Origin of the sequence: Kribbella hippodromi, assembly GCF_039531045.1 — a bacterium.
Taxonomy (GTDB): domain Bacteria; phylum Actinomycetota; class Actinomycetes; order Propionibacteriales; family Kribbellaceae; genus Kribbella; species Kribbella hippodromi.
Window position 1 is genome coordinate 101,488 of record NZ_BAAAPH010000018.1, and the last position, 13,754, is coordinate 115,241.

A 13,754-nucleotide genomic window follows, 5' to 3' on the forward strand; every position below is an offset into this window, starting at 1 on the left:
GGAGGTGCTGATGCTGCCGTGGTCCGCCGACTTCGCCGGTCGCCTGGAACAGACGACGTACACGAGTGAACTGCTCCGTGGGAACCCGCTAGACGATCCACACGAGCGCCCCGTGCTCGTGTACCTGCCACCGGGCTATGACGAGTCGGACGACCGGTACCCGTCCATCTACGTCACCATGGGCTACACCGGCCACGTCGGCATGTGGTTCAACCGCGTGCCGTTCCGGCAGCCGTACCCGGAGTTGCTGGACGCGATGTTCCAGGACGAGAGCGTGCCGCGGGCAGTAGTGGTGTTCGTGGACTCGTGGACCAAGTACGGCGGCAGCCAATGCCTGGATTCCCCTGGCACCGGGCAGTACCAGTCGTATCTGTGCGACGAGATCGTGCCGTGGGTGGATGCGACGTACCGGACCATCCCGGACCGCGATCACCGAGCTGTCACCGGCAAGTCGAGTGGCGGCTACACGGCGATGGTGACTCCATTGCTGCGGCCGGATGTCTTCGGTGCGCTCGCTACGCACGCCGGTGACGCACTGTTCGACGTCTGCTACCGCCCTGAGTTCCCGGACCGGGCCAGGACCCTGCGGGACAAGTACGACGGCAGCTACGACAAGTACTTCGAGGTACTTGCGACCCGGACCGGGCGTACGACGAACGAGGACCTGCACCTGCTGGAGATCTACGGCTACGCATCGGCGTACTCAGCCGAACCGGACGGCACCGTACTACTGCCGTTCGACGACCTGGGCGCGATCGTCCCGGAGGTCTGGTCCCGCTGGCTGTCCCGCGACCCGGTGGAGATGGTCAAGGAGCCGCAGTACGCCGACGCACTGCGCTCGCTGCGGGCAGTGTGGATCGACGCCGGCCGGGAGGATGAGTACTACCTCGATCTCGGCGCGACCGCGTTCCACCGGGCGGCGCAACAGGCCGGCGTACCCGACGACCGGATGCACTTCGAGCTGTTCGACGGGACGCATGGCGGCATCGAGTACCGGTATCCGCTGGCGGTGCGCTGGCTGGCTCAAGAACTCGCGGCTAATTGACGTGCTGTCACGGTGCGGACGCCGTACCTTCGAGCCATGACTTGGCCGAATGGGATCGAGGCGCGCCCCCTCGACAAGAGTGACGTCGAGGCGTGGGCCGTGCTGGCCGCCGACGTGGAGAAGGTCGACCAGGACGGCGTGAACCTCGGGGTCGAGGATCTCGCCGAGCAACTGGAGGCGCCGAAGCTCGACCTGGCCCGGGACACCATCGGGCTGTGGGCCGGCGATCGGATGATCGGCTTCGGCATGGCCGTCGTCTCCTCCGCCGTGGTGGACGTCGACCGGGTGCGTACCGAAGGCGCGGTGCATCCGGAGTGGCGCCGGCAGGGGCTGGGTACGGCACTCGTGCGCTGGCTGATCCGCCGGGCGCAAGAGCTGCATGCGGAAAACCACCCGGAAGTGCCTGGTCTGGTCGGTGCCGGCACGATCAGTACCAATGCCGGTGCGACGACCATGCTCAGCGGCTTCGGTTTCGAAGAAGTGCGGTACTACATCGACATGCGCCGGCCGCTGGACCAGCCCGTACCCGAGGTGCCGGTGGCCGATGGGTTCCGGGTGATGCCGTTCGACCGGGCGTACGACGACGCGGTCCGGCAGGCGCACAACGAGGCGTTCCAGGATCACTGGGGCTCGACGCCACGCGACCCGGAGACCTGGGCCAACCGGACCACCGGGACGCGGGCATTCCGGGGCGGCCAGTCGTACCTGGCGATGGACGGGGAGACGATCGCGGCGTACGTGCTCTGCTACGAGTACGACGCCAACACCGCCGCTACCGGCGTGCGGGAGCTGTACATCGGCCAGGTCGGCACCCGCCGGGCGTACCGCGGGCGCGGTCTGGCCAGGGCGACCCTGGCGAAGGTGCTGGCCGAGGCCGCACAGGCCGGGTACCAGCGGGGTGCTCTCGGCGTCGACGCCGACAACCCCACTGGTGCGCTCGGCCTGTACGAGGGCCTCGGCTTCACCACTCACTCCAAGTACATCAACTACAGCTTGCCGATGCCGTCAGACGTGTGAGTCGACGACGGCCGGAGCCGGGGTCTCGACCGGCTCCGGCTGCGACCGGAACCAGTTCCACGGGCGGACGGTGACGATGATCATGGTCAGGCTCACCGCCGCGTAGACGAGCGAGCCGATGAAGGCTGCGTGCACGCCGTCGACCAGCACCTCGCGGGGAATCGTCGACGTCGAGTTGCGGCTCGCCGTACCGAAGATCGTCACCAGGATGCCCAGGCCGAGCGCGCCGCCGACCTGCTGGACCACGTTCAGCATGCCGGATGCGGCGCCCGAGTCCTCCGGCGCGACGCCCGCGATCGCGCGGCCGACCAGCGGGATGAAGATCATCCCGGCGCCCGCGCCGAACAGCAGCAGCGGACCGACCACATCGTGCAGGTACGCGCTGTGTGCACCCAGCCGGGTCAGCCAGATCGTGCCGAGCGTGATCAGCACCGACCCGGTCAGCATCAGCTTCCCGCCGTCGATCCGGGCCACCAGCTTCGGTACGACCCGCGACGCGGTGAACAGCAACCCGGTCAGCGGAAGGAAGGCCAGACCGGCCGCGAGCGGACTCAACGCGAGCACGCCCTGCAGGTACTGCGTCAGGAAGAAGAACATCCCGAACATGGTCCCGACCACCAGCAGCATGGTCAGGTACGACGCCGACCGCTGAGCGGACTTGAACAGCCGCAACGGAACGATCGGGTGGCTGACCCGGCGCTCGATCAGCACGAACGACACCAGCAGTACGACACCTGCCGAGAACGCGGCCAGCACCTCCGGCGACGACCAGCCCTTCTCGGCGACCCGGATGAAGCCGAACACCAGCGACGTGATGCCGAGCGTGGAGGTGAGTGCGCCGGCCACGTCGAACCGGCCGGTCTCCGGCGCGGTCTCGGTCAGCACCCGGCGGGCAGCGAAGACCAGCACAATGCCGATCGGGACGTTGATGAACAGACCCCAGCGCCAGGACACCCAGTCCGTCAGCATGCCGCCGAGGACCAGCCCGACGCTACCGCCACCGGACGACACCAGGCTGTAGTAGCCGAGTGCCTTCATCCGCTCGGGACCTTCGCGGTACGTGAGCATCAGCAAGGTCAGCGCCGCCGGTGCGGCGATGGCACCACCGATGCCCTGCAGCACTCGCGCGGCGAGCAGCAGCTCCGCGTTCGGCGCCAGACCGCCGAGCAGGGAGGCGAGCGTGAAAACACTGATGCCGGTGATGAACACGCGGCGGCGACCGAGCAGGTCACCGGCGCGGGCACCGAGCAGCAGCAACCCGCCGAAGGCGAGTGCGTACGCGTTCTGGACCCAGGACAGGCTGGACGGACTGAAGTGCAGGGCCTGCTGAATGTGCGGCATGGCGATGTTCACCACGGTGCCGTCCAGGATCACCATCAGCTGGGTGACCAGGATGACCGCCAGAACCACCCCCGGCCGCCGGACCGGCGTACCGGAACCGACTGATGTTGCCGACATATTGCTCCTTACCCCGTGGGGGTTACAGTTGAGAGAGAAAGCGGAGCGCTCCTCCGGATACGATACGGAGGCACCCTCCACTTTGCAAGCGTTATTGTGGCGGAACTCGTGTGGAGGAGGCTGGATGGCGCCGCAACCCCTGCCGTGCACGCGGCCGGCCCGCGCGGACGCCGCGCGGAACTACGACCGGCTGGTGACGGCCGCCCGGGAGACGTTCGCCGAGCACGGCACCGACACCTCACTGGAGGAGATCGCCCGCCGCGCCGGCGTCGGCATCGGCACGCTGTACCGCCGGTTCCCGAGCCGGACCGCGCTGCTCGAGGCGGTCTACGTCGAGGAGATCCAGTCCGTCTGCGACCGGGCGTACGAGTTCGACCGGCAGCTCGAGCCGTTCGAGGCGCTGGCCGCGTGGTTGCGCAGCTTCCTCGGGTACGGCCTGTCCAAGGGCAGCCTGGCCTCGGAGCTGACCGTTGCGCTGGGCAAGGATTCGCCGTTCTTCCAGTCCTGCAAGGTGAATGTCCAGGAGGCCGGGGCGCTGCTGCTGGACAAGGCGAAGGCGGCCGGCGATGTCCGGCCCGAGCTGGAGCTGATGGACATCATGCGGCTGGTCGGCGGGATCAACATGGGCCGCGACATGGAGACCGAGCAGGCCCACCGGCTGCTCGACATCGTGCTCTGCGGTCTCCGGCCGGCTAAACCCGCAGCTGCGTCCTGAGCTCGGCGAGCGGCGGGTTGCCGGCGTCCCGTTCGGTGTAGCTCAGTCGCGCGCGCTCGTACGGCCAATCGATGTGGAGCTCGGGGTCGAACAGGTCGACCGTGATGCGCTCGGGCGACCAAAGCTCGTTCACGAGGAAGTTGTACGTGGTGTGCGCGGCCACCGTACAGAACGAGTTCCCGACACCGCGCGGTACGAAAAGCGCGTCCGACGTACCGAGCTCGAAGGTCTCGACCCGGCCGAAGGTGTCGTTGGCGCGCAGATCGGCGAGCGCGACGAACACCCGGCCGGACGACGGCGACAGGTACTTGTCCCACGGCTCGGCGTGGATGCCCCGGACGATCGCGGGCGTCGCGAAGTACGCCACGTTGTGCTGCACGACCTCCAGGCCGAGCGCGGCCAGCCTCTCCCGGTGGAAGTTCTCCTTGAACCAGCCGTCCGGATTGGCCTTGACCTCCAGCTCGATCCGCAGCACCCCAGGAATCGTGGTTTCGTGGATGTTCATCGGCGTACCTGCCGGCGCGCTTCCAGTTGGGCCTGGTCAGCAGCCGAGAGCCCTGCTTCCCAGCCGGCGCCGTTGGTGATCCGCGTCCGCCGGGTCGTCGTCTTCGGGAACAGCTGGGTGAACAGCGCGTCCACCTGCTCCTCCCGTTTCGCCAGCACCGGCAGCAATCGGCCGGCATCCGCCTCGGAGACGGCCGCTTGAGTCGCGGCGGTCGTCTGCTCGAGGCGCTCGCCGATCCGTTGCGCGTACGCCATCAGGAACGACTGCCGGAACGATCGTGTCCTGGACTCACCACGATGACCAAAGTGTTTGCCAGCAGCAAGCATCGCCCGGTTCGCCTGTACCAGCAGGGATGTGCTGAGCAGCTCCGTGTGGCGGAGGTCCAGCTCGGCGCCGACGATCGTCACCACGGCCAGGTCCTCGATCACGACCGTACGGCAGCGATTCGCCGCGGCGACCGCACCGACCAGCTGCGCCTTCGCCGACACGTAAGGAGTGTCGAGCCAGATCCGGCAGGCAGCAGAGTCGTCCGGAATCTCCACGTCCGCCTGCACCAACGCGGTGTCGAGGGAGAACTTGGCCATCAGCTCCTGTGCCTTGCCAGACAGGGCCTCTGCCTCCTCGGGAAACTCGGTCGCTTCCGCCTTCGCAAGCAGAGCACGGATGCGCGCCAGCATCTTCCCGTTCGCCGGTATGGCAGGTTGCTCGCGGCGCACCGGAGCACCCGGCAGTGGAACGAGCCGCGCAAGGACCGGCAAGGTCTGGAGGAAACCGGCCACGAACAAGGCGTGATGGAGAGTGAGGAAGCGGCCGACGCGCGCGGCGGCGGCCCAGGCCGTCAGGCTCAGCTCGGCGAAGGGTTGCGGGACGCCGAACTCGTCCAGTTGATCCAGCCAGCGAGGATCGATGGTGGCGACTCGATACTTCACGTGTTCGGAAGAGATCGCGGCCAGCAACAGCGGCTCGCCGCCCGGGTCCAGTGTGCGACGGCCGTGCCGGACGAGGTCGGCGGGCGTCCAGCCGCGCTCCCAAGCCGTGCGGACCAGTTCATTGAGAAAGTCCCGCACGCAGCGATCCACCTGCGCCTGGTCGCGCTCGTCGTAGGCACCCAGCCGGGCCAGGTGCGCGTCGGCGCGATCGTCACGCACGGCGACCACGGCTGCCGTCACCGGCAACAATCGCCGGATCTCCTCGTCACTCACGCGGACGAGTCTGACACTCCGCGAAGTTCCCGCCCAAACGGGAATCCGTTCCCTTGTGGACAAACCCGGACCTCAGGATGCTGACCACGGGGGTCAGGCATCAGGCCTGGCGGCAAGGACAGGGGGAACGGCAATGACTCAGCTTGCGGAATCCAGTGTCGACGCACTGCGCGCCGCGCTGGAAGGAGCGGTGCTGATACCCGGCGAGGACGGGTACGACGGCGCGCGGCAGCTGTGGAACAGTGAATACGACCGACGGCCGGCGGTGATCACGCGAGTACGCTCCGAAGCGGACGTCCAGGCCGCCGTCCGGTACGCGGTGGCCGAAGGACTGGAGATCGCGGTTCGCGGCGGCGCCCACAACATGGCCGGACTGTCGTCGGTCGACGGCGGGTTGATGATCGACCTCAGCCTGCTCAACCAGGTCTCGGTGGACGCAGCAGGTCGGCGCGCCCGGGTCGGCGGCGGCGCACTGCTCGGGGACCTCGACAGCGCCACGCAAGCGCATGGCCTGGCCGTACCGGCCGGTGTCGTCAGCCACACCGGAGTCGGTGGATTGACGCTCGGCGGCGGTATGGGGCTGCTGAGCCGGATGCACGGGCTCAGCATCGACAACCTGGAGTCGGTGCGGGTAGTCACCGCCGACGGACAGGCATTGCGTGCGGCCGAGGACGAGAACCCGGACCTGTTCTGGGCGGTTCGAGGTGGTGGCGGGAACTTCGGTGTGGTCACTGAGTTCGAGTTCCGGCTGCATGAGGTCGGGCCGATCGTGCAGTACGGTCTCGCGTTCTGGGGCCAGGAGCAGGGCACGGATCTGCTCCGGGCGGCTCGTGACGTGATCCCGGCGTTGCCGCGGGAGATCAACGCGTTGATCGCCTGCCTGAACGCACCACCGGCGCCGTTCGTACCGGAAGAACACCAGTTCAAGCTCGGGTACGCGCTGATCGTGGTCGGTTTCGGATCGGCCGAACAGCACGCCGAGGCGATGGAGCGGGTACGCGAGATGGCGCCACCGCTCTTCGAGTTCGCGACACCGATGCCGTACGCCGCCGTGCAGCAACTGCTCGACGAACCGAACGCGTGGGGGATGTACCACTACGAGAAGGGCACGTACCTCGAGGAACTGTCCGATGAGGCGATCGAGGTGATCACGGAGCAGATGCCCCGCAAGACTTCACCGATGTCCGTCTCGATGCTGTACCACCTCGACCAGGCGTACTTGGAGACCGCGGACGACGCCACCGCGTTCAGTGGGCAACGCACCAAGCGGTACGCCATGTTCATCATCGCGACCACGCCCCAGCTCGAGACACTCGATGCGGAGCGTACGTGGGTGCGCAGGTTCTGGTCGGCGCTGCAGCCCTACACGATCGGCATCGGCAGTTACGTGAACGGCATGGCCGACCTCGACACGGAGCGGCTACGGGCGGCGTACGGCGGAAAGTACGAACGTCTGGTCGAGCTGAAACGAAAGTATGATCCAGCCAACGTCTTCCACCGAAACCAGAACATCAAGCCCTAGATTGAGGCGGCGCCGTCGATGGTGAGTACTTGGCCGTTGATGTTGGTGTTGTCGAGCAGCAGCATCCGGACGACGGGGAGGACGTCGTCCGGTTCGGTCAGGTGGCCGGTCGGGGTGCGCCGGACGATCTGGTCGAGCTGGGTCTGACCGAGCACCGCGGACATTTCCGACGCGAAGAAGCCGGGTGCGACCGCGTTGGCGAGGATGCGGCCGCCGAGCTCGCGGGCCAGCGAGCGGGTGGCCGCATCCATGCCGCCCTTCGTGGCGGAGTACGCGACCAGGCCCGGGAACCCGCGCTGCGCGCAGATCGAGGTGATGTTGACGATCCGGCCCTTCAGGCCCTTGGCCAGCATCCGGCGCAGGACGAACCGGGTCAGCACCAGCGGCGACGTCAGGTTGGTCTGGATGATGCCGGCCAGGTGATCGGCGGAGGTGTGGACGTGCAGCGAGTCCTGCCCGATCGCGGCATTGTTCACCAGCCCGTCGATCGGACCGAGTTTGGCCTCGACCGCCTTCACGAACGCCTGCGCGGCGGCCGCGTCGTTCACATCGACCGAACCGTAGTGCAGCTGCTCGGGGTACTTCTCGCCGAGCGCGGTCAGCTCGGGCGTGACCGTACGCGCGAACGCCGCGACCTTGAGGCCGGACGCGAGCAGGTCGGTGACGATCGCCAGGCCGAGGCCGCGGGAACCGCCCGACACCAGGACCACCGACGCGGGCGGGACAACGCTGACTTCAGACATCGCTCTTCAGGGTTTCCTTCTGCGGGATCTGGTCGAGGAACTTGATCCGGCGCGGTACGCCGTAGTCCGGTAGCCGGCTCGAGCACCACTGGACCAGGTCGGCGTCGGTGATCGGACCGAGCGCCGGATTCGGTACTACCTCGGCCGCCACCATCCGGCCGACCAGCGGGGCCTTGCGGGCGAAGACGCGCGCCCAGGCGACGCCCGGGTGTCCCATCAGCACGTTGCGGACCACACCGGCCGACACCTTGGAGCCGCCGACGTTGATCTCGTCGCTGTCCAGCCGCCCGGTGATCAGGACCCGGTCACCGTCGTACTCGACCCGGTCACCGGTGTGGACCGCACCGACCAGGCCGGCTCCGTGGTGCGGCGAGCGGATGATCAGCTCGTCCTTCTCCACCGACAGCGCCGGTCGCTCCGGGTCAGGCTCCCGGTCCAGCCAGGCCTTCGGGAAGCCGGCCTTGCCGTCGTGGACCACGATCGACGCACCGACTTCGGACGAGGCGTAGATCCAGGAGATCCGCGCCGCCGGGAAGATCTCCCGGAGCTGGTCGAGGATCGCCTGGTCAACCGGCTCACCACCGAGCGTGATCTGCTCCAGCGGTACGCCCGCGAGCGCCTCCGCGTCCCGGTAGATCGCCTGCCGCCAGAACGTCGGCGTACCCGATGCAGCGGTAACGCCATGCTCAGTGGCAACGGCCGGCCAGTCCTCCAGCTCGTGTGGCTCGATCACTACCAGGCCCTGGTCGGGCTGAGTGAGTGAGAGCGTCACGACCTGCCACCAGGCGTACGTCCCTGGTGAGTAGGGCAGTAGCCACGTACGTGCCGGCTGATCCGCTGTGACTGTGGTCAGGGTCTCCAGCGTGTGGCCGATGCGTTTTGGCCGACCGGTGGAACCAGAGGTGAGCAGCCAGGCCCTCCCGGACTCCTCCACTCGCCGCAGCTTGGCGGGCGTCACCGTGCCGTCAGGCAGCACAACGGCAAAGCCGGACTCGCCGAGCTCTTCTCGCATCAGCTCATCGACGCGGGACTCAGTGGCGACGAGTAACTCGGTCCCGTGGACTGCGTGGTGCCGCAGCGCGGCCAGAGCGTCCGCACCGTTGTCGACCAGCACCGCCGCCGGTGACGGCAGCTGCGGGAGCTTGCGCAGGGTCCGCCAGGTCAGGCGCTTGCCCGCGACGACGACGGTGTTGTCGTCGCCGATCAGGGCGGTCGTGCGGCGCCGCGTGCTCACGCCGACTGGAGTTGCTCGATGAAGTCCAGTACGTCGCCGACCGTCGCGATCCGGCGCAGCCCAGGGGCGTCGAAATTCAGCTCGTCACCGAGCTCGTCCTCCACCCGGAGGGCCAGCTCGGAGAAGTCCAGCGACCGGAACCCGATCTCGCGCAGGTCCGCCGCGTCATCACCCGGCAACGAGCGGCCCTGGGCCGTCATTACCTCACCCATCATCTCCCGGACCCGACCCCGCGCCACCGAACTCATAGTCATGAAGCCTAAGGCATCGGTCTTGGTGACGTGCTGGGCTCATACACTTTGGCGATGATCAGAGCCGGGCGTGGCAAGCGGACCGCGGCGTTGGCGAGCTTGCCGGTGCTGCCGCTGGCCTGGTTCGTGGCGTTGCAGGAGCATCCGCCGTGGATGCCGGCCGCGTACCTCGGCTACCTGCTCGTCGTCATCGTCGTACCGGGCACCATGTTCTGGCGGCGGCTGACCGGTGGCGTCGGCTGGTTCGCCGCGGACGTCATCCTGGGTACGGCGTTCGGACTCGCCTGCGAGGCGCTGCTCTACCCGCTCGGGATGCTCTTCCACCTGCCGTTCGCCGCGCTGCTGATGCCCGCACTGGCCTTCGGCGTGTGGCGCGCACTGCCACGGCGCAAACTGCAGGAGCGGCCGACGCCCTGGTGGGCCATCGCCGGCCTGATGGTTGCAGTCGGCGCAGCGGCCGCGTGGTTCGTACGCGTCGGCGCACGGCTCATCCCACTCAACGGGCCGGAGGCACTGCGACCAGCCACGGACGCCCCGCACAATCTGGCCCTGGCTGGTGAGCTGGCACACCACTTCCCGCCACGGGTGCCGTACGCCGATGGGAAATGGCTGACCGGCCACTGGGGTGCGTACGACCACATCGCGTCAGCGCACTGGATCACCAGCGTGCCGCTGGACGTACTGACGCATCGGATGGTGCCGTTCGCGTGGATCCTGCTGACCGTACTGGGTGCCGCTGCTGTTGCGATGGTGCTGACCGGTCGCTCAGTTGCCGCACCGATCGCTGCGGGCCTGGTGGTTGCCGGTGGTGACCTGGTGGCCTGGCCGTGGGCGGTGTCCGACCGGGTGTTCGCGGACGGGCCGTTCTCCTTGGGTCAGCTGACCAATCCGCCGCAGGCGTTCTCCACTGTGTTGCTGCTACCCCTGATCGCCGTCACTGCGGTACTGCTGCGACGCCGTCCTGGTACGACCCGTGGGCAGCTGTTCCGGCTGTTCGTAGCTGCTGGGGTACTTGTTGCCGCGCTAGCACTGACCAAAGCGACCGCACTGCCTGTCTACGCGACCGGACTGGCTGTTGCGTGGATCTACCTGACTGTCCGGGCTGGCCGACTCAACCTGCGGGCACTACTGCTCGGTGTGGGCGTTGCGGCGGCGTACGCGCTGACGTTCTTCCTGGTACTGCGCGGTGTGGCGTCGAGTGTGCGGTTCGATCCGGGCGCGACGTTCGACAGCTTGGCCGACCGGATGGGCGGTGGTCGTGCTGTCCCGGTGATCGCAGTGGTGGTCGTGGTCGGCTGGGTCATGCCGTTGGCTGGTGCACTGCTGATCAAGCGGCGGTTGGCCCGGGATCCGATGGTGGTGTTCCTGGTAGCCGGCTTTGTCGCAGCGGTGCTCGGTGCATCACTGCTGGCAGATCAGGGCGACACACAGCTGTTCTTCGTACGCACCGGGTTTGTGCTGGGCGTGCTTCTTGCTAGCTGGGGTCTTGGGTCTTTGCAGGGCAGGCAGTACTGGATCGCTGCGGTGGCGTTGGGGATTGGTGTCGCTGCGATCTACTGGGGGCGCTACCGGTCTGACGGATCGTGTACATCGACCAGCTGCTTTGGGCAGGGCCTGGTAGTCGCACTGGTGATCGCGGCAATCGGCATCGGGGTGTTCGGCCTGGTATTGCGCGGTTCCCGGCGTACCTGGGCTGTGATCACCGTCGCAGTGCTGGTGGGTACGACCGTGTCGCCGACAGTCGCGTCCGTACGCCGATTCGCCAGTCCGCCACTGACCGAGTACGAGTCGATCGCACCAGGCGGTATCGAGGCAGCACGCTTCATCCGCCGCAACTCCGGCGCGGACGACCGCATCGCCACGAATGTGCACTGCCACCAAGCAAGGTCATCCCACTGCACCACCGGCTCGTACTGGATCGCCGGCTACGCCGAACGCCGCGTACTGGTCCAGGGCTGGTCGTTCCAGACCCGCGCCGACGACATGTATCCCGCCGGCGTCCAGGGCCCGTACTGGAACCAGGACCAACTGAGCCTGAACGACGAGGTCTTCACCAACCCCACCCGCCAGCTGATCGAGACCCTCCGCACCACGTACGGCGTCCAGTGGCTCCTCCTCGACGACCGAGTCAGCACCCCACCCAAAAACCTGGACAAACTGACAGACCTCAGATTCCAGCAGGGCACCGTCCGCGTCTACCAGCTCTACCCACCCCCACCAGAAACCCCGTACCCCACCAAATCCCCCTCCCCCACACCCAGCCCAACCTCCACACCCAGCTCAACTCCCACGCCGGGTTCACCCACCACCCCCAGCTTCCCCACCCAACCCACCTACAGCCTCCCCACCTCCCCCACCACAACAACCCCGACCTACCCGACAGCCCCAGCCCCAACGCAACTCCCCACCACGCCGGGGCTCCAGTCGCCGTAGCGTCTAGCGGAGTGACACTGCTGGGATTCCGACGCCTTGGTTGGACAGGCGGTCCAGGGTGGTGACGGTGTATATGTAGGCGGTGCCGGGGGTTGCGGTGGGGTCTGTGTAGGTCTGGGTGGGGCCGGTGGCGCGGAGGGTGGTCAGGAGGTTGCGGGCGTCGTTGTCGGGGCAGTGGTCGGTGCCTCGGAGTTCGCGGCGGTAGATGGCGTACGAGGTGGTGTCCTTGGACGTCCTGGACCAGTTGAGCTGTACGCCTGCCGCGGTGCGGGTCGCGCGTACGGCGTGGGCCGAGAGGGGCGGACGGGAGTCCAGCGCGGGCATTGCGGGGATCAGTGCGGGCTTGGAGTACCAGGTGCTGTTGACCAGCGACGTCGCACCGAGCCGGTCGGCGCGGACGTCCTTCGCGGAGAAGTAGATGTTGCCCTTGACCTCGGGGATCGTGCTGTCCAGGGCCAGGTGGTCACTCAGTTCGGTGGGTACGGACCAGCCGGGCGACTGCGTGGACGTCCCGACCTTGTACGTCGCCTCGCCGATGTACAGGTGTACGTGCGTACCGCGGACCTGCTCCGCCCACCACGGGACGATCTTGTCGTAGTCGGCCGGCGCGAAGCCACGGGCCCAGTACACCTGCGGGACGATGTAGTCGATCCACTCCTCGCGCACCCACTTCCGGGTGTCCGCGGCGAGGTCGTCGTACGTCTGCACGCCCGCGGTGGTGTCGGTGCCCTCCGGATCGGTCGCCTTGTTCCGCCAGACCGCGAACGGGGAAATGCCGAACTTGATCCACGGCTTGAGCGCGTGCATCTTCTGGCTGAGCTCGCTGATCAGCAGGTCGATGTTGTGCCGCCGCCAGTCCTGCAGGTTCGTGTAGCCGTCGTTGTACTGGGCGAACGTCGCGGCGTCGTCGAACGTCTGGCCGGCCACCGGGTACGGGTAGAAGTAGTCGTCGAAGTGCACGCCGTCGATGTCGTAGTTCGCGACCGCGTCCATGATCGCGTCCTCGACCAGCTTGCGGGCGGCCGGGATGCCGGGGTTGTAGTACAGCTTGCCGCCGTACTTGACCACCCAGTCCGGGTGCTGCCGCGCCGGGTGGGTCGGCACCAGCGCGTTGAGGTCAGTACCCATCGACAGCCGGTACGGGTTGAACCAGGCGTGCAGTTCGAGGTTCCGCTTGTGCGCCTCGGCGACCGCGAACGCCAGCGGGTCGTACCCGGGGTCGCCACCCTGACGGCCGGTCAGGTACTGCGACCAGGGCTCGACCTTCGACGGCCAGAACGCGTCCGCGGTCGGGCGTACCTGCAGGACGACCGCGTTGTGACGTTGCCGCACCGCGTCGTCCAGCCAGCCGATCAGCTCGGCCTGCTGCTGCGCGGCACTCAACCCGGTCTTCGACGGCCAGTCGATGTTCACCACCGATGAGACCCAGCTCGCCCGGAACTGCCGGAGCGGCGTACTCGTGCTGGGCGCGCATTTCTGCTGATCAGCTTCGGCGGCGGTTGCCGTACTCGTGAGTCCGCTCACCAGCAACCCCGCCGTCACGCCCAGTACACCCATGGCTCGCCAGACTCTCATGTCACTCTCCGACCGTCGATCAAGGTGAAGTCGAAAGATGTTTACACATCGGGG

At 67.5% G+C, this 13,754-nt stretch carries 12 protein-coding genes; 5 read left to right on the plus strand and 7 right to left on the minus strand.

Going from position 1 to position 13,754, the window contains the following annotated elements; genetic code table 11:
* Nucleotides 1-10 precede the first annotated feature (10 nt).
* Both ABD260_RS25920 and ABD260_RS25925 read left to right on the plus strand, forming a co-directional pair.
* Nucleotides 11-1,045 carry an alpha/beta hydrolase-fold protein gene (locus ABD260_RS25920; RefSeq protein WP_344237287.1) on the plus strand — a complete coding sequence of 345 codons (1,035 nt, stop codon included), beginning with the start codon at nt 11-13 and terminating at the stop codon, nt 1,043-1,045.
* A gap of 36 nt (nt 1,046-1,081) precedes the next feature.
* Nucleotides 1,082-2,062 (plus strand): GNAT family N-acetyltransferase, encoded by a 981-nt coding sequence (locus tag ABD260_RS25925; protein WP_344237288.1) that lies wholly within the window; start codon nt 1,082-1,084, stop codon nt 2,060-2,062.
* Here the strand turns inward: ABD260_RS25925 and ABD260_RS25930 are convergent.
* Complete coding sequence (locus ABD260_RS25930) at nt 2,051-3,520, minus strand: MFS transporter (RefSeq protein ID WP_344237289.1); 1,470 nt, start codon at nt 3,518-3,520, stop codon at nt 2,051-2,053. The genes ABD260_RS25925 and ABD260_RS25930 overlap by 12 nt on opposite strands.
* Before the next feature lie 124 nt (nt 3,521-3,644).
* Between ABD260_RS25930 and ABD260_RS25935 the strand changes: the two genes are divergently transcribed.
* Entirely contained in the window at nt 3,645-4,235 is a 591-nt protein-coding gene (locus tag ABD260_RS25935; RefSeq protein WP_344237291.1) for a TetR/AcrR family transcriptional regulator, read from the plus strand.
* Here ABD260_RS25935 and ABD260_RS25940 read toward each other — a convergent pair.
* Both ABD260_RS25940 and ABD260_RS25945 read right to left on the minus strand, forming a co-directional pair.
* Entirely contained in the window at nt 4,213-4,740 is a 528-nt protein-coding gene (locus ABD260_RS25940; protein WP_344237292.1) for a dTDP-4-dehydrorhamnose 3,5-epimerase family protein, read from the minus strand. The two genes, ABD260_RS25935 and ABD260_RS25940, sit on opposite strands and share 23 nt — an antisense overlap.
* Nucleotides 4,737-5,942 (minus strand): DUF2786 domain-containing protein, encoded by a 1,206-nt coding sequence (locus ABD260_RS25945; protein ID WP_344237294.1) that lies wholly within the window; start codon nt 5,940-5,942, stop codon nt 4,737-4,739. The genes ABD260_RS25940 and ABD260_RS25945 overlap by 4 nt, the downstream gene beginning before the upstream one ends.
* 133 nt (nt 5,943-6,075) lie before the next feature.
* Between ABD260_RS25945 and ABD260_RS25950 the strand changes: the two genes are divergently transcribed.
* Nucleotides 6,076-7,464 (plus strand): FAD-binding oxidoreductase, encoded by a 1,389-nt coding sequence (locus tag ABD260_RS25950; RefSeq protein WP_344237296.1) that lies wholly within the window; start codon nt 6,076-6,078, stop codon nt 7,462-7,464.
* Here ABD260_RS25950 and ABD260_RS25955 read toward each other — a convergent pair.
* The 3 genes from ABD260_RS25955 to ABD260_RS25965 are packed head-to-tail and all read right to left on the minus strand — an operon-like array spanning nt 7,461 to nt 9,689.
* Entirely contained in the window at nt 7,461-8,207 is a 747-nt protein-coding gene (locus ABD260_RS25955; protein WP_344237298.1) for an SDR family NAD(P)-dependent oxidoreductase, read from the minus strand. The genes ABD260_RS25950 and ABD260_RS25955 overlap by 4 nt on opposite strands.
* Nucleotides 8,200-9,441 carry an AMP-binding protein gene (locus ABD260_RS25960; RefSeq protein WP_344237300.1) on the minus strand — a complete coding sequence of 414 codons (1,242 nt, stop codon included), beginning with the start codon at nt 9,439-9,441 and terminating at the stop codon, nt 8,200-8,202. Before ABD260_RS25960 ends, ABD260_RS25955 begins: the two co-directional genes overlap by 8 nt.
* Nucleotides 9,438-9,689, minus strand: coding sequence for an acyl carrier protein (locus tag ABD260_RS25965; protein WP_344237301.1), 252 nt, complete (start codon nt 9,687-9,689; stop codon nt 9,438-9,440). Before ABD260_RS25965 ends, ABD260_RS25960 begins: the two co-directional genes overlap by 4 nt.
* Nucleotides 9,690-9,746: 57 nt before the next feature.
* Between ABD260_RS25965 and ABD260_RS25970 the strand changes: the two genes are divergently transcribed.
* Nucleotides 9,747-12,125 (plus strand): hypothetical protein, encoded by a 2,379-nt coding sequence (locus ABD260_RS25970; RefSeq protein ID WP_344237303.1) that lies wholly within the window; start codon nt 9,747-9,749, stop codon nt 12,123-12,125.
* Nucleotides 12,126-12,128: 3 nt separating this feature from the next.
* Here the strand turns inward: ABD260_RS25970 and ABD260_RS25975 are convergent, their stop codons facing one another.
* Nucleotides 12,129-13,700: a glycoside hydrolase family 10-like protein gene (locus ABD260_RS25975; protein ID WP_344237305.1), complete on the minus strand. Its 1,572-nt coding sequence runs from the start codon at nt 13,698-13,700 to the stop codon at nt 12,129-12,131.
* Nucleotides 13,701-13,754: the final 54 nt, after the last annotated feature.

Bases quoted from the DNA above. Each gene is read 5' to 3' on its own strand.
- ABD260_RS25925 (WP_344237288.1), top strand. From the start codon at position 1,082: ATGACTTGGCCGAATGGGATCGAGGCGCGCCCCCTCGACAAGAGTGAC.
- ABD260_RS25950 (WP_344237296.1), top strand. From the start codon at position 6,076: ATGACTCAGCTTGCGGAATCCAGTGTCGACGCACTGCGCGCCGCGCTG.
- ABD260_RS25935 (WP_344237291.1), top strand. From the start codon at position 3,645: ATGGCGCCGCAACCCCTGCCGTGCACGCGGCCGGCCCGCGCGGACGCC.
- ABD260_RS25975 (WP_344237305.1), bottom strand. From the start codon at position 13,700: ATGAGAGTCTGGCGAGCCATGGGTGTACTGGGCGTGACGGCGGGGTTG.
- ABD260_RS25970 (WP_344237303.1), top strand. From the start codon at position 9,747: ATGATCAGAGCCGGGCGTGGCAAGCGGACCGCGGCGTTGGCGAGCTTG.
- ABD260_RS25955 (WP_344237298.1), bottom strand. From the start codon at position 8,207: ATGTCTGAAGTCAGCGTTGTCCCGCCCGCGTCGGTGGTCCTGGTGTCG.
- ABD260_RS25965 (WP_344237301.1), bottom strand. From the start codon at position 9,689: ATGAGTTCGGTGGCGCGGGGTCGGGTCCGGGAGATGATGGGTGAGGTA.
- ABD260_RS25940 (WP_344237292.1), bottom strand. From the start codon at position 4,740: ATGAACATCCACGAAACCACGATTCCTGGGGTGCTGCGGATCGAGCTG.
- ABD260_RS25930 (WP_344237289.1), bottom strand. From the start codon at position 3,520: ATGTCGGCAACATCAGTCGGTTCCGGTACGCCGGTCCGGCGGCCGGGG.
- ABD260_RS25920 (WP_344237287.1), top strand. From the start codon at position 11: ATGCTGCCGTGGTCCGCCGACTTCGCCGGTCGCCTGGAACAGACGACG.